This is a genomic window from Sulfitobacter sp. 1A12779 (assembly GCF_043557315.1).
GTDB classification, from domain to species: Bacteria; Pseudomonadota; Alphaproteobacteria; order Rhodobacterales; family Rhodobacteraceae; genus Sulfitobacter; species Sulfitobacter faviae.
The window spans coordinates 1-14,313 of the sequence record NZ_JBIFFU010000041.1; the positions used below are offsets into that span (position 1 = coordinate 1).

Here is a 14,313-nt window from a genome sequence, read left to right on the forward strand (position 1 = left end):
AATTAAGGATACAAGCGGCCATTGATTTTATGGGACAATTTTAGGCGCGATTCTGATTAATTAGGGTGCAGTGACAGTATAGGTGGGATCGAGGTCGAGGTAATTGCTGCGGTGCGCCATCGAGGCACCGTGGACACCGACGCTCGCGGTCTTGAGGAAATTGGCCCGAACCGACTGTTTCCATTCGCTGCCCCAGCCCGGCACGCCGTCGGGCACCGGATGGCTCTCGATCGGGCGCGCGTTGGTGGTGTAGCAGGCGATATAACCGCCGCCGATGAAGCCCAGCCCGGAATGGTCGAAATTGTCGCCGTTGTATTCGTCCACCACCATGCCGAGCGCGCCCGCGCCGACAAAGCCGTTGGTATATTCCTCGTCATAAAAGACCGTCGCGCCGGACATCACCTGATAGCAGTAGTTCTTGCCCACCACGCCTTCACCAGTCTGCGGATCATAGGGCGTTCCGATGTCGGACAGGAGCATCAGCCGGGCGTTCTCAAGCGGGTAGGCACAGAGCACCACAACCTCGGCGGGCTGAAAAAATTCCTCACCGCTGGTATCGACGTAGGTGACCCCGGTGGTGCGGGAGCCGTCGGGGGACTTTTCGACTGAGAGCACTTCGGAATCAGTGCGCAGGGTGAAATTCTCCCGCTTCATCAGAACCGGGATGATCGTGGTCTGCGGCGAAGATTTGGAATAGTTGCCACAGCCGTGTTTTTCGCAGAAACCGCAATAGGTGCAGGGCGCCAGCTGCAACCCCAACGGATTGACATAGGCGCGTGACATATTCGCCGAAGGTGACGGGAATGGGTTTAATCCAAGCTCACGCGCGGACGCTTCGAACCGGTCCTGCGAGAAGGTCATCTGCATCGGCGGATTGGGGTATTCGTCGCTGCGCGCCCCCTCGAAGGGATTGCCTCCCTCGCGGATTTCGCCCCGCAGGTTGCCCGCCGTGCCGCAAATGCCGCAGATCTTCTCAAAATAATCGAAATGCGGCTCCAATTCCTCATAGGTGACGCCGTAGTCCTGCACCGTTATGTCTTCTGGCAGCGGGCCATAGCGTTCTTCGTTATGGCTTTTCGCGACGAAATCCGAGGGCAGGAAACGGTACGTCGCCCCGTTCCAATGCACGCCCGAGCCGCCCACGCCGTTGCCCGGTAGGAAAGAGCCCCAATGCCGCATCGGCAGCGCGATCTGTGCGCCATTGTTGCGGAAGGTGACGGTGGATTGCGAGGCTTCCTGAAACATGCCGTGGCGCCAGTAATAGCGTAGCTCGTCCTGCGCAAAGGTGGTGGCGAAATCCTTGGGCGTGTCGCGCCACGGGCCGCGTTCCAGTGCCAGCACCTCCATCCCGGCGGCAGTCAGCTTCTCGGCGTAGATCGCCCCGGCCCAGCCGAAACCGACCAGAACCACGTCGACCTTTGGAAGCTGTTTCGTCATCGTGTCACCTCGTGTCTTATTCAGAGCTGTTCCAGCCGGGACGGCCCATCAGGCTGACCGGCGGCAGATCAATGCGCGCGCCGTTGTGGCCCACGAAATCGCGGTAATCATAGCGGGTGCCAGGAAAGCCGACGTAGTGCCAAGCCACCATGTCTCGGTTGCCGCCGTAGATTGGATCGGCGAAATAACCTTCGATGGTGTTTTTTAGGATCAGGTCAAAGAACGCCTTGGCCGAGACTCCGTCGAAGGTGATTTCCTCATCGTCCATCCCCTTGAGGATCTCGTCCTGTTGCGCCGCGCTCAGCGCGGCAAACCCGGCGTCCTGCTGTGCGCGGCAATAGGCGTCGAGTTCGGCAAGCGCGTGGCGGTAAAGCTCTGCCGGGGGGTGTTCGCTTTGATAGCCTTGGGTCGCCGTGCCTTCGAGGAAGGGGCCCTTCATGTACCAATGCTGCCCACGGCCATAGAACCCCGCCATCTGCCGGTCGAGGAAGGTGATCACATCAGCCTCGGTCGCCCCCGGCCCTTTCCCATCCGACGGGATCAGCCGCGCGCAGATCGCGGCGACGGCCTCGCGTTCATCGGGGGTAAAGAACCGATCCTCATGGGTGCCGTAATACGGCGGCTGGCCTTTCAGGGGCTCCCAAGGCATCCCCACGCCACGGCCATAGATCGCGCCGAAGACAGCCGAAGGGGCGGCGATGGCGGTGCCGCCGAACAGCAAGGATTTCAGAATTTTGCGGCGCGTCGGAAAAGACAAGTGACCCCTCCAAGTGATGCATGTAGCCTCGGGGCGAAATGCGCCCTTTGGTAGAAGTTGGATCGCTTTTACCGGGGGTCAAGGAAAATTGATCGGGCTGAGGGGAAACCCAACCGCGCCTCAATTCGTTTGGAACGATGTGCCCGCGCGCAGCGTTCCTGTCAGGGAACGACGGGAGGGAAAATAGACCTTGTTCAGCGATGCTTGGATCCGAACCTATTGTGGACCGGCCACAGGGCCGGAGGATTTTTGGTTTCGCTGGAACTTCGATCCGCTCCTTCTGGCCGCTCTGTCTTTCCTCTTCATCGTTGTCCTGCGCGCGCGCAGCCGCCAGGGGCTGGCTGCCGTGGGCATTCTGGTGCTGGCCTTCGTCTCGCCCCTCTGTGCGCTTTCCTCGGCTCTGTTTTCGGCGCGGGTAGTGCATCACGTTCTGCTCGTTGCCGTCTCCGCGCCGCTGCTGGCCAGTGCGTGGCCCCCGCGCCGAGCGGGTGGTGCGATGGCAGCCTTTGCGGTCATGGCCATTGTGCTCTGGGGCTGGCATCTGCCGGTGGCCTATGACCTCGCGCTCTCGCATGTCGGAGTGTACTGGCTGATGCAGATTAGCCTGCTCGCCGCTGCCCTGTGGTTCTGGGGCGCTGTGCTTGCCCCCGGGCGCACGCCCGTCGAGGCGCTGACCCTGCTCATCGCCGGTTTCGCCCAGATGGGTCTTTTGGGGGCGATCCTGACCTTCGCTCCCGAAGCGCTTTATGCCACCCATGCCGTTGCCCCCATGGACTGGGGCTTCTCGCCCCTTGCTGACCAGCAGCTTGGCGGCATCCTGATGTGGGTGCCCGCGGGTCTGCCCTATGCGGTCGTCGCCGTGGCCGTGGCACGGCGCGGATGGGCGACCCTGCGGGCGAGCACCACGTGAGCGGCTGGTTCCCGGTTCTCATCACACTCTTCAAGGGCGTACATATCGCCGCACTCATCCTGTGGTGTGCCGGGCTGCTTGCCCTGCCCTTGATGCTGTCGCGCCACGACCCCGCTGGCACGGCGGCAGAATACAGTCGCATTCGCCGCGCCACTCATACGACCTATGCCATCCTCGTCACCCCCGCTGCCGTCGTGGCGGTGGTGGCAGGCACATGGCTGATCTTCTTTCGCGAGGTTTTCGTCCCTTGGCTCTACGCCAAACTGCTCTTTGTCGCGGCGCTTGCTGCGGCCCATGCTTGGATCGGGCATCTGGTGGTGCAGGTGGCCGAGAAGCCGGAGAAACACCGCCTGCCCCGATCATACCTGCCGATCACTGCCGTCGGCATCCCCGTCATCGCGATCCTCATGTTGGTTTTAGGCAAGCCTGACCTCTGGGACTTTCCCCTGCCCGAATGGTTGCTTCAACCGCGGGGCGGTCAATTGCCCTTCGATGTGCCCAAACGATAATCAAAGACCAATTTGCCCCCATGCCAACCCGTGAACCCCACCATCACCGCACCCAGCCCCGACAGGAGGATGCCGTAAGGCAGCACCGCCGCCTCATAGCCATAGAGCCGCTGGCCCCAGTTCGCGCCCAAGACCGCCAGCAGGGTCACGGCGATGATCGCATGTGTCCAAGCGGCAGCCCGGGAGCGGATGCCGCTCACCAGCAAAAGCTCGGCAGCGCCGGAAAACCCCGCCAGCACGCCAAAGAAGAACGCCGTCCCCGCCGCCCAAAGGGCCGCTCGCGCCCAAAAAGCATCGCCGGTCCACCAATAGAGCAGATCGGCCCCCAGCAAGCAGAAGGACAGCGCGATGGGAAAGGCCACGCACATGGCGTGGATCGGGTGGCCCTCAAGCGCGATGCGGGTCTCGGTCTCTTCATAGCCGGGCTGAGAGGCGATCGGGTCGATCAACCGGTCCTCGCCCGTCTCATTGCTTTGCTCGCTCATCGGGGCAGAATCCTTCGGGGGGTGATTGCAGGGACAACGTGCGGTGTGCTGATTAGTTGCAGCGGCGATCTGTCGGTGGTCGATCCGGCGGGCCCGGCGGCGCGTGCCATTGCGACGCTTTGGTGGGTGATGTTCATCGGTGCGGGGCTGATCCTCGCGCTGGTGGCGGCGCTGGTGATCGGTGCTTTCCGGACGCCCCGGAAGGCGGAGAATGCCACGCGGGATGAAAAGGTCTGGATCATCGGTCTGGGCTTGTGTTTCTCCATCACGGTCCTTGCGGCCTTGCTGGCCTATGGTCTGGTCACCGGCGAGCGGCTGATGCCCCGCGCCGCGGCGGATGTGGTGCGGGTCGAGGCCGAGGCCCGGCAATGGGCTTGGCGCTTTTCCTATGACGACCGCCCCGGCCATGTCACCGAGAACCTGCTGCACATCCCCGCCGGGCGGCCCGTGGATGTGGCGATCACCAGCCGGGATGTGGTGCACAGCTTTTGGGTGCCGCGTCTGGCTGGAAAGCTGGACGCCATTCCCGGCCATGTCAACGTGCTGCGGATTGAGGCCGATGCCCCCGGCACCTACCGGGGCCTGACCGCTGAGTACAACGGCGCGGGCTATAGCCGCCATACCTTCGCGGTCGAAGCCCATGACTCGGCGGGCTGGGCCGCCTTTACCGCGAAGGAGACGCCATGAACGCGCTGCGCCGTCACCGCAAGTTGGATGCGATCTGGGCCTCCGAGCCGGGCTGGAAGGGCTGGACCAGCAGCGTAAACCATTCCGACCTTGGGCGGATGTTTCTTGTCACTGCCTTCTTCTTCTTCTTCGTCGGTGGTGTGTTGGCGATGTTGATCCGCGCGCAACTGGCGACGCCTGACTCTGCCTTCGTGGATGCCGGTGCCTTTGCGCAGTTCTTCACCATGCATGGCACGATCATGATGTTCCTCTTCGCCATTCCCGCTTTCGAGGGGCTGGCGATCTATCTGCTGCCCAAGATGCTGGGCACCCGCGACCTTGCCTTCCCGCGGCTCACCGCTTACGGCTACTGGTGCTATGCCTTCGGCGGCGCGATGCTGCTGGTGGCGCTGTTCTTCGGCATCGCGCCCGATGGCGGCTGGTTCATGTATCCGCCGCTGACCGGGCCGCTGCATTCGCCCGGCATCAATACCGATTTCTGGCTAATCGGCATCACCTTCGTCGAGATCTCCGCGATCTGCGCGGCCGTCGAATTCACCGTTTCTATCCTGAAATACCGTGCCCCCGGCATGTCGCTCGACAAGATGCCGATCTTTGCTTGGTACGCGCTGGTTACCTCGTTGATGATCCTAACGGGGTTCCCTCCGCTGATCCTCGGCTCGGTGCTCTTGGAGGTCGAACGTGCCTTTGGCCTGCCGTTCTTTCAGGCCGATCTGGGCGGCGACAGTCTGCTCTGGCAGCATCTGTTTTGGCTGTTCGGCCACCCAGAGGTCTATATTATCTTCCTGCCCGCGGCGGGGGTGATCTCGACAGTAATCCCAGTGATGGCTCGCACCACGCTACTCGGCTACGGCTGGATCGTCGCGAGCGCTTTGGCGCTGGCGTTCCTCAGCTTCGGGCTTTGGGTGCACCATATGTTCACTACCGGCATTCCGCATATGGGGCTGGCGTTCTTCTCAGCTGCCTCGACGCTGGTGGCGGTGCCGACGGGGGTGCAGGTCTTTGCCTGGATTGGCACCATGTGGAAGGGACGGCCCGAGTTGCACATGCCGATGCTGCATATCCTTGGGTTCTTCGTGACCTTCGTGATCGGCGGGCTGACCGGCGTGATGGTGGCCGTGGTGCCCTTTGACTGGCAGGCCCATGACACCGCCTTCATCACTGCGCATCTGCACTATGTGCTGTTCGGCGGTTTCGTCTTTCCGATGCTGGCGGGGATCTACTACTGGCTGCCACTAGTGAGCGGGCGCAAGCGGTTGTTCCGGCTCGGCGAGCTGGCCTTCGCGCTGATTTTCGTGGGTTTCCACGGCACCTTTCTGGCGATGCATTGGGTCGGACTGCTGGGCCAGCGGCGACGGATCGACACCTATGACGCCGAAACCGGCTGGGGGGTCATCAACTTCATCTCATCGGTCAGCAGTTTCGTTATGGCGATCGGCCTTGCGATGGTGCTGCTCGACATCATTATCCACGGCTTCGTCGCGGTGCGCGGCCCGCGCAACCCGTGGCGAGCCGGTACCTTGGAATGGGCCGGCATGTCGCCGCCCGCCTCCTATAACTTCGCCAGCCTTCCCATGGTGAGCGCGCGCGCCCCGCTCTATGACACGCCAGAACTGGCCAACCGGTTGGCCAAGGGCGAAGGCTACCTCGGCGCGCCCGGGGCGGCCCGGCGCGAGACCTTGATGGTCGATGCCGCCAGTGGTCGCCCCGAAGCGCTGGTCATATACCCCGGCAACACACGGCTGCCGATCCTAATGGCGGCAGTGACGGGCGGGTTCTTCCTGACGATCCTGCTGAAACTCTTCTGGCTCACCCCGGTGGCACTGGTCGGCGTGGCGACATTGGCGCTGCTCTGGGTCTGGCAATTGAGCGCACGCGGCGATCAAGGTCCGCAAGAGGTTGGGCGCGGCACGGTCTTGCCGCTGGCAAGTGAGGGCGACAGATCGCCGGGCTGGTGGGGTTCGACCTTCCTCCTGGTGGCCAATGGGACCTTCTTCGGCTCACTTCTCTTTGGCTATGCCTTCCTCTGGACCGTCGCGCCCGGCTGGCCCCCTGCCCAATGGCTCGCCCCCTCTTGGGGCGAGCTTGGCTTCGGCATCGGCGCAGCGCTCGTCGCCGCCTTGGCCCAGCACCTGAGCGCCCGCCGCAACCGCGCGGGCACTGCCCCTATGGTCGCTCTTGCCCCGGCATTTCTGACAACGGTTGCCACAGCGGCGGTGTTCGGGGCCTTGCTGCTGCGCCTCCCGCCCCCGGACGGCCATGCCTATGCCGCAACGCTCCTCATCCTCGGCGCCTATGGGCTGGCCCATGCTCTGCTCGTGGGGCTAATGCAGGGCTTTCTGATCCTGCAGGTCCGGCGTGGTTTCACCTCGCCCCAGCGTCGGGCGGTTTTCGCCATTGTGGCGCTCTGGTCCGACTATCTGGCAGCGATCACGGTGCTGATCCTGCTTGCGGCGCATCTGCCGGGGATGATCGCGTGAGAGAGTTGTTGCGCATTCTCTTGCCGCTGCTGGTCTGGCTGGCCAGTTTCAGCGCGATCTATGGGCTGCAGGGTTTGGGCTGCGCCCTTGGTTGGGCGAAGGTCGCTTGGCTCGGCTTGTCACTATTCCGTTGGGCCCTGCTGATAGCTTGGTTCGCCGCTATTGAGCTGCAACTACTGCTATTGTGGGTAGTGAGAAGACAGCTTTGCAAGCGAACATCTCGTTTTTACCATCAATTAAATCTTGTATCCGCATGGTCCGCTTTGATCGCGACGGCTTGGACTTTGTTCCCGGTGACTGTGTCATCCACCTGTGTATAGAACTGATTTCGCGATCTTAAATGCAGTTATACCTCCGAAACAACCAAAATATTCTGAGTTTCTGCAGAAGCAGATATACGTCACAACCGGGTCGAAAGCTAATTAGGAAAGAACGAAAAACATCAGAAGCTATAGAAGCTCCCCATCACAAAACCGATACACTTTGTCCCTCTTCGCGAAAACTTCAGGCGAAAGTGGTCCTCGGACTGTTCCATGGATTTGGGCAACTTCGGAGAATGTAGATGTCAGGGAAAAAAGTTGATCGTATCAGACGCTACTCGAACTTGGTGAAGTTCATACGATATTTGTGTTCATATCTTAGCGAGATTCACCGTCAATATTTTACTAATTGTTAGACTTTAGCAGTAATATATGCAATCATAGGCTACGATTTTGAAAATGGTTGCGAGCGCGACGAGCCACAGAACTGCAACCACAGAAATAAAACCCCACGGCCATCGGGACTTCTTGCGCTGCAAGTTTCTGAGGATATGCGATTCTTCTCTAGGCATATGTGTTCCTTTTGAAGAAGTATAGCATTTGGTTGGCTCTCGTTCTAGTAGAACTGTTGGTTCAGGCTCGCATATGCAGGAACTTGCCTAATCAACTTGTTTTGCTCGAGTTTCTGAGGTGCACGCCAGATTTGAACTTGTTTTGCATTACGCGCGACCTCGGAGAAGGTCGTCTACTAGAAAGATATCATCGGCAGGATGAACGACGACTGCAAACCTCTTCAACCTTGTTTCCAAGCCAGCGCAGTTGTCGAAATGCGCTAAAGCGTCCTGCCGAAAACCTGAATCGCGGGGATTCCCGCGGGGCTAATTTCGTGATGCATTCTGTTTGGGAGGATGGATCATGTCAGCACCATTGCCAGAAGCGCTGCGGGCGCGATTTCAGAGATTGATTGAGGATGACTTGAGCGGTCGCACGGCGGCGTTACGGTTGCATCTTTCGCCTGCGACGGGCGCTCGCAGGCCAGGGCCGGTGTCGGCCGATGGATCACCTTCTACAACAACCAGCGGCCTCATGCCGCCCATGGAGGGCACCCGCCCGCCGTGATCTACTTCAACCAGATCGAGCCCGGCCGGTAGAGGCAGAGAATAGCTTAAATCAGCCCCGAAACTGTCCAACCGACGGGGTCAGCTCAATCTACATCGCTGCAACCGTCATGTTCTGGTTGTGAGTCCTGAGCCGGGAACGTTTCGACCCTTTCGCTCGTTTATTTTTCCAGATAATATCTTTTCGTTTACCCTAAGGAGTTGATCATGCCCAAACTTGCGCTGTACGTGCCACTGAAGGCCAAGGCCGGAAAAGAAAGCGATGTCGCGGATTTCTTGACCTCGGCGCTACCGCTCGTTCAAGCCGAGCCCGGTACCCTGACCTGGTATGCGATCCAGGAAGGCCCCGGTGCGTACGCGATCTTCGATACGTTCGACACAGAGGAAGATCGGCAGGCGCATCTTGACGGCAAGGTTGCCGCCGCACTGATGGAAAAGGCGGATGAGCTGTTTTCCGAACCGCCGCAGATCCATAAGTTCACCCTACTGGCAGCTAAATAGCAGAGTGCTCGGCACCATTCCGTCGGGCTTCGGCAAACGGCAGATCGCCGCCGTACGGTGTGCCTTGATGTGCGTGTTGTCGATCATGATGGTCTCGCCTTCGGCGCCAGGCTGGGCGAGCTCGACGAAGATCCGGGCGAAAACGCCCATCCGCGACCAGTGAAGTTCAGGCCGAGCTGCTTCAAGACTATTTATGGGGTCTGACCCTAGAATCTGAAGGGTGAGCTTTCAGAAGCCACACAAATATTAGCGGAGCTGCGGGCGCCCACGCGGCATTCTGTCTTAGTCAAGCAGGAGAAAGCCTATGCGCGCCCTCACTTTTTAAGGGACCGGCAAGGTCCAGGTCGACACTGTCGATGACCCGACCATCGAGGAAACGACCGATGTCGTGATCCGAGTCACTTCGACCGCGATCTGCGGGTCCGACCTGCATCTGGCGAAATGGATTGGTCGGGACGGGTGTCGAAGTGCGGAGACGGGACGATGCGCGGACTGCTGTTCGAGGCAGCGTCCTGCTTGATCCGCCAGGTGAAGCGTTTCTCGCCACTGAAGAGCTGGGCTGTGCGACTGGCCGGACGACGCGGGTTCCGAAAGGCCGCAGTCGCAACAGCGCGCAAGATCGCAGTCCTGATGCTGACGATCTGGAAATCTGGCACGGACTATCAATGGACAAAGGAGGCCACTGCCTGATCTGAATTTCCGCCGCTGAGAAGGTGGGAAGCGAAGTCCCGACGGGACGGAGGTAGATCGATCTCGTAAAAACGGTTGGGGCGCAGGCTCGCTTGCCCACCCCGCAAACGACATTGGAGACGATCCACCACCGAACACCATCATGAGGCGCAAAACGCGACCTCGGAGAGAACCATGACCCCGAACGGACAGATCGCTATCCCACTTGACATGGCCGCAATCAGAGAACCGTTTTTTAGATTCAACCTTCGGTGCGATACCAGTCGGCGACGTTCCACAGGTCGCTGTCCCAAGCGTTCAGCTTGACGCCACCAAGCGAGTTAGCCTGTGCTGCCACCGCCGCGCGGTTGATTAGCGGCAGCATAGATTTGCTTTCGGTAGTGATAATGTCGTTCAGACGTTTCACCAGACGCGCCCGCTCTTCGATCTTGCTGGTGCGAGATAGCTCATCGAGCAGAGAGTCGTATTCCTCATCGCAAAAGCGGTTGATGTTCTCGCCCTGCCACTGGGTTGATGGTTTTGGCTCATTCCCACAACGGCGCTGCGCGAGATAGGCTTGCGGATCAGTGCCGTCATAGAGGTTCGCATACATTTCGACATCGGCATAGAACTTGGGAAAAGTGTCGGGGCTACCGGGGTCGCCGCCGAAAAAGACCGACGCGTCGATGTTGCGCAACTCAACCTCGATGCCGATCTGGTTCCACCAATCTTTGATCAGCGCCTGAAAGTCTTGGCGCACCGCATTGGTGGAGGTCTGGAACAGGAGCGACAGGCGCATACCGTCTTTCTCGCGCACGCCGTCCCCGTCTTGGTCCTGCCAGCCCGCTTCATCCAAAAGCGTCTTCGCCGCTTCCAAATCCTGCGTCAGACATTCGGTGTTATCAGAGCTATAGATCGGCGGCGCGGGGACCAAATTGCAGGTTGGCCGACCTGCCTGACCATAGCCGATTTCGTTCAGCAATTCGCGATCAATGGCCATACTCATGGCCTGACGAACGCGCCGATCGGTAAGGAAAGGATGCGGTTCCTCAACCGTCGCCCGGGTTTCCGGAGGTAGGTCCGGCGAGGGGTTCGTCATATTGATCTCGATCCGCTCCACCAAAGGGCCGAACTCAAAAATAGGCTTGCCGGTTCCGCCTTCGGCAATCTTTTCCAGCACATCGGGAGCCATCAACAGATCCCAAGCGTAGTCAAACTCGCCCGTCTCCATCACCGCGCGCGCGGCTGACACGGAATCCCCGCCGCCTTTGAAGTTGAGCTTGGCGAAAGCAGGCTTGCTGGGATCGCGGTAATTGTCATTCGCGACAAGCTGGATTGAGTCGTTAGGCCGAAAATCCGTCACCACAAAGGGGCCGCTGCCAATCGGGTTGAAGTTCTCCTCCGTACAACCCGGTGCCCGCGCGCCGGTGCATTCCGCAAACTGGGCGGCCTGAAGGATGGGCGCGGCCGCGCCCACGAATGGCAGATAGGGGTACGGTTTCGGCTCGTCGAAATGGATCGTCACGGTGTGGTCATCAATGACTTCGACTTCTTTCACGTCATTGAACTTTGACAGTTGTGCGCAACCGCCTTCGGGGTTCATGCAATAATCTGCCGTAAACTTAACATCCTCCGGCGGTAAGCGGCGTGCCGTCGGACCAAGTCACCCCTTCCTTCAGTTTCCAAGTGATAGCCGTTAGGTCTTCGGTCATGCCACCGTTCTCGACCGTTGGGATTTCGACCGCCAGTTTCGGAACAAGCTCGCCTTTTTCATCGGCGTTGGCCAAAGGCTCAAGCACCATGCTGGAAGCATCGCGCTCTTTCACACCGCCGGATAGATAGGGGTTCAAGATTGAGGGCGCTTGCCAGTAGATAATGTTGAGTTGATCATCGCGACCGCGCTCGCCCTCTTGGGCAAACGCCATTGATGACAGCAAGGTCATCGAGGTTGCTCCGAGTAAATGTACTATGAACCGCATGGCCTGTCCTCTGTTTTGTTCGTGTTTAACGCGAATAAATATTTAACCAATCAAACAGATTCTTAACGATTTGCAAGGCTAAGGACGCCCCTCGGCGAACGAGTAGGCATCTTCCGGACAATAGGCGCCACTACCGAGAAGGACTAACGAGGATCAATTGGAAACCAGAATCCAAAGACACCATGGGTTCTAATCTAAATCGCCGACCGTCTCAAACGCCCTTCTAAGGGACAGGGCCACTGGGCAATCAAGCCTCCATCTAAGGTTTCGGTGACGGTGAACTGAGCGAAATATTTCCCGACAAGCTGCACTGATACCGAGCCGGTCGTCACTTCTAAATTGGTTGCCAATCTCTACACGCACACCAAACGAGACTTTTATATTTTGGTTCAACTCACCGCCTGTACCTGTTCCGGCTCGCGCAAGCAGCGCAGTCTGCAGAAAAAGTAGCGACGACCCACCTGGGGTAAAAAGGGGAAAGGGTCGCCGCAGTTATTCGGTGCTACAGGGAGGATGCACCGCCGTGAATGAACCACAACTGACATTCACAAAATGCATATACGTGCGCTTTAGGAAAAAGCAAATATGATGGCAGGTTTCCTCTGGTATGCCCAACCTGATGCACTTTGGGATGTTCGAAGAAAATCGGCGACCTCAGAAGCCAGGAAATGGACGAAGGCCGCCGCAGTTTACCGCGACCCATGGAAGTTCAAGCCGGGGTGTAATGGGGTGTCACTCCAACCCCCTAAAGTTGTTTAGGCCAAGACTATTCACAAAGCAAACAGTTTGAGTAACATTTATTCAGCCAGCTTCCGCGTTTTCCGCGCTTAAACCAGCATCTAACAATTGTTCCTTGTCCGGAAGGTCTCGCAAGCTCTCAAGATCAAACGCGATCAAAAACTGCTCTGTCGTCACAAACGTGTAAGGTGCCCCTCTCTGAGGTGATCGTGGACCCGTTCCAATCAAATCGCGCGCATGTAAGCGACCAAGCAAATCGCGGTTGACCTCTTTGCCAAAAATATCCTTAAGACCTTCGCGTGTAATCGGCTGATGGTAGGCGATGGCGGCCAGAACTGCGACGTCGAATTCGCTCAGGTCCAGCAATTGGTCCCCGATATCTGCCGCCGCGCGGATCGCAGGGGCGTAGATAGCCCGCGTCCGGAACATCCAGCCGCCAGCGACTTGAGCGATCTCGAAGGCCCGCCCCTCCAGATCGGCGGCAAGGTCCTCAACCAGCAGGTCGACCGAAGCGCCCTGCCCCACCACGCGGGCCAGATCGTCGCGCGGCACCGGCGAGGCAGCGGCAAAGAGCACCGCCTCGATCCGGCGCATCCATTCCCGCCAGCGCAACTCTGGCGGCAGGTCGGGCAGCTCGCGGTCCAGTTCGGGGTCAGAGCGATCCTTCGCCATCGCTACACCCCGTAGAGCCGGAAGGTGTCGCGCCCGGTCAGCTCGCGCACCGCGCCGAGGTCGACGAGCCGGTCGCAGAGCCGCCGCGCGGCGCGATCCGGCAATGGCAAGGCCGACGGCGCCACGGCGTCCCGGGTCAGGAACATCTTGACGGCATCCCCCGCCCCCTTTGCCCGCAGCTTCGGAGCGACCGCCTTGAGATGCGCCGCCCGCCGCGCGAGGTCGACGGAGAGACGCACGGCATCGACTGCAGATAAGACGAGCGCCCGATGACAGGCGAGACGCAAGTCGTCGCCATGCTTGCGCAGGTCGGCGCGTTTCAGACCCGCGGCCAACAACGGCAAGAGATGATTCCAACCGAATGTTTGGGCGAGAGCCGCCTCCGCAAGGATCAGCGCCGCAACCTCTGCGCGCGGCGCCTCGCGCAGTACCGCCTCCAGCACCATCGCGGCACGGGGCACGGGCGCCCCTTTCCCCGCATCGAGCCGCGTCGCGATCTGGCCCGGCTCGAAGGCCGGCAAGGCTCGGCCCAGAGCCTTGATCGACACCGGCCGCTCCACCGCACGCCGCCAGGCGAGGCAGGTTTCACCGGTCGGTCCGGGTAGATCGCCGGGCCGCAACAGGTGCACCGCATCGCGCAACTCCGCTTCCCGCTCCGGTCGTCCAGAGAACGCGACACAAGCCGCAGCCGCGCTCAGTGCCAAACGGTCCCGCAACAAAGCTTGAGGCACCTCCGCGCGTCCGAGCACAACATGCAGATGGTTCAGCGCCGCGCCCGACAAAAACGCAACATCTTCAAGGGTTTCAGCGCGTGCAGAGGTGACCCAGGCAGGCATCCGTTGTAACGTGTCGAGGTCGCAGATGTGATCTAGCCGGCCGAAAGTCATGCCTGAAGCCTACATCAGCTCGGCGCTTTTTGCCAGGAAATAGCGAGCAAACCGCCCCACCTTGTTGCTCTCATCTATGTCCAATAAGTTTACATTATCGGACATAACCTGGCTCAATGCGCGGGTGCCGGATTGTCGTTTTAATTTTGTCGGATGACCGGAATTGATGAGATTCAAGCACTTCCCTGAAAAACGAGTCGGGGTTCATGAGATTCTGTACCGGT

At 59.8% G+C, this 14,313-nt stretch carries 11 protein-coding genes and 4 pseudogenes; 8 read left to right on the forward strand and 7 right to left on the reverse strand.

Features of this window, described 5'->3' with window-relative positions; all coding sequences use genetic code 11:
- Positions 1–60: 60 nt before the first annotated feature.
- Entirely contained in the window at positions 61–1,437 is a 1,377-nt protein-coding gene (locus ACGYLQ_RS19920; protein ID WP_394444517.1) for a GMC family oxidoreductase, read from the reverse strand.
- Between the two features lie 16 nt (positions 1,438–1,453).
- Entirely contained in the window at positions 1,454–2,194 is a 741-nt protein-coding gene (locus ACGYLQ_RS19925; protein WP_394418839.1) for a gluconate 2-dehydrogenase subunit 3 family protein, read from the reverse strand.
- 190 nt (positions 2,195–2,384) lie between these two features.
- On the opposite strand from ACGYLQ_RS19925, the gene ACGYLQ_RS19930 reads away from it, so the two are divergent.
- Together ACGYLQ_RS19930 and ACGYLQ_RS19935 are read left to right on the forward strand one after the other, a co-directional pair.
- A complete protein-coding gene (locus tag ACGYLQ_RS19930) occupies positions 2,385–3,104 on the forward strand; it encodes a cytochrome c oxidase assembly protein (protein ID WP_394444519.1) in 720 nt (239 codons plus the stop codon).
- Positions 3,101–3,613, forward strand: a complete 513-nt coding sequence (locus tag ACGYLQ_RS19935; protein WP_394418835.1) for a CopD family protein — start codon at positions 3,101–3,103, stop codon at positions 3,611–3,613. The genes ACGYLQ_RS19930 and ACGYLQ_RS19935 overlap by 4 nt, the downstream gene beginning before the upstream one ends.
- Here the strand turns inward: ACGYLQ_RS19935 and ACGYLQ_RS19940 are convergent.
- A complete protein-coding gene (locus ACGYLQ_RS19940; protein WP_394444521.1) occupies positions 3,583–4,098 on the reverse strand; it encodes a DUF2231 domain-containing protein in 516 nt (171 codons plus the stop codon). The genes ACGYLQ_RS19935 and ACGYLQ_RS19940 overlap by 31 nt on opposite strands.
- Positions 4,099–4,143: 45 nt before the next feature.
- Between ACGYLQ_RS19940 and ACGYLQ_RS19945 the strand changes: the two genes are divergently transcribed.
- The 4 genes and pseudogenes from ACGYLQ_RS19945 (at position 4,144) to ACGYLQ_RS19960 (ending at position 9,144) form a co-directional block, all read left to right on the forward strand.
- Positions 4,144–4,785, forward strand: a complete 642-nt coding sequence (locus ACGYLQ_RS19945; RefSeq protein WP_394444523.1) for a cytochrome c oxidase subunit II — start codon at positions 4,144–4,146, stop codon at positions 4,783–4,785.
- Entirely contained in the window at positions 4,782–7,265 is a 2,484-nt protein-coding gene (gene ctaD, locus ACGYLQ_RS19950) for a cytochrome c oxidase subunit I (protein ID WP_394444525.1), read from the forward strand. Before ACGYLQ_RS19945 ends, ctaD begins: the two co-directional genes overlap by 4 nt.
- Positions 7,266–8,553: 1,288 nt before the next feature.
- A pseudogene (locus ACGYLQ_RS19955) lies at positions 8,554–8,676 on the forward strand (integrase core domain-containing protein); the annotation flags it as partial.
- A gap of 174 nt (positions 8,677–8,850) precedes the next feature.
- Positions 8,851–9,144: a putative quinol monooxygenase gene (locus tag ACGYLQ_RS19960; protein ID WP_067622669.1), complete on the forward strand. Its 294-nt coding sequence runs from the start codon at positions 8,851–8,853 to the stop codon at positions 9,142–9,144.
- Positions 9,145–9,189: 45 nt separating this feature from the next.
- On the opposite strand, the pseudogene ACGYLQ_RS19965 reads toward ACGYLQ_RS19960, so the two are convergent.
- Positions 9,190–9,309, reverse strand: a pseudogene (locus ACGYLQ_RS19965) (IS5/IS1182 family transposase); the annotation flags it as partial.
- A 139-nt stretch (positions 9,310–9,448) separates the two neighbouring features.
- Here ACGYLQ_RS19965 and ACGYLQ_RS19970 point away from each other — a divergent pair.
- Together ACGYLQ_RS19970 and ACGYLQ_RS19975 are read left to right on the forward strand one after the other, a co-directional pair.
- Positions 9,449–9,580 (forward strand): annotated as a pseudogene (locus ACGYLQ_RS19970) (glutathione-dependent formaldehyde dehydrogenase); the annotation flags it as partial.
- 47 nt (positions 9,581–9,627) lie between these two features.
- Positions 9,628–9,834 (forward strand): hypothetical protein, encoded by a 207-nt coding sequence (locus tag ACGYLQ_RS19975; RefSeq protein WP_280322992.1) that lies wholly within the window; start codon positions 9,628–9,630, stop codon positions 9,832–9,834.
- Positions 9,835–10,075: 241 nt separating this feature from the next.
- Here the strand turns inward: ACGYLQ_RS19975 and ACGYLQ_RS19980 are convergent.
- From ACGYLQ_RS19980 to ACGYLQ_RS19990, 3 genes and pseudogenes are all read right to left on the reverse strand, one after another.
- Positions 10,076–11,792: pseudogene (locus tag ACGYLQ_RS19980) on the reverse strand (peptide ABC transporter substrate-binding protein).
- Between the two features lie 801 nt (positions 11,793–12,593).
- Positions 12,594–13,202 carry an SMC-Scp complex subunit ScpB gene (locus ACGYLQ_RS19985; RefSeq protein WP_067622664.1) on the reverse strand — a complete coding sequence of 203 codons (609 nt, stop codon included), beginning with the start codon at positions 13,200–13,202 and terminating at the stop codon, positions 12,594–12,596.
- 2 nt (positions 13,203–13,204) lie between these two features.
- On the reverse strand, positions 13,205–14,089 hold the full coding sequence (locus ACGYLQ_RS19990) for a DUF1403 family protein (RefSeq protein ID WP_394444527.1): 885 nt from the start codon (positions 14,087–14,089) through the stop codon (positions 13,205–13,207).
- Between the last annotated feature and the right edge of the window lie 224 nt (positions 14,090–14,313).

Bases quoted from the DNA above. Each gene is read 5' to 3' on its own strand.
- ACGYLQ_RS19990 (WP_394444527.1), bottom strand. From the start codon at position 14,089: ATGACTTTCGGCCGGCTAGATCACATCTGCGACCTCGACACGTTACAA.
- ACGYLQ_RS19975 (WP_280322992.1), top strand. From the start codon at position 9,628: ATGCGCGGACTGCTGTTCGAGGCAGCGTCCTGCTTGATCCGCCAGGTG.
- ACGYLQ_RS19985 (WP_067622664.1), bottom strand. From the start codon at position 13,202: ATGGCGAAGGATCGCTCTGACCCCGAACTGGACCGCGAGCTGCCCGAC.
- ACGYLQ_RS19940 (WP_394444521.1), bottom strand. From the start codon at position 4,098: ATGAGCGAGCAAAGCAATGAGACGGGCGAGGACCGGTTGATCGACCCG.
- ACGYLQ_RS19960 (WP_067622669.1), top strand. From the start codon at position 8,851: ATGCCCAAACTTGCGCTGTACGTGCCACTGAAGGCCAAGGCCGGAAAA.
- ACGYLQ_RS19920 (WP_394444517.1), bottom strand. From the start codon at position 1,437: ATGACGAAACAGCTTCCAAAGGTCGACGTGGTTCTGGTCGGTTTCGGC.
- ctaD (WP_394444525.1), top strand. From the start codon at position 4,782: ATGAACGCGCTGCGCCGTCACCGCAAGTTGGATGCGATCTGGGCCTCC.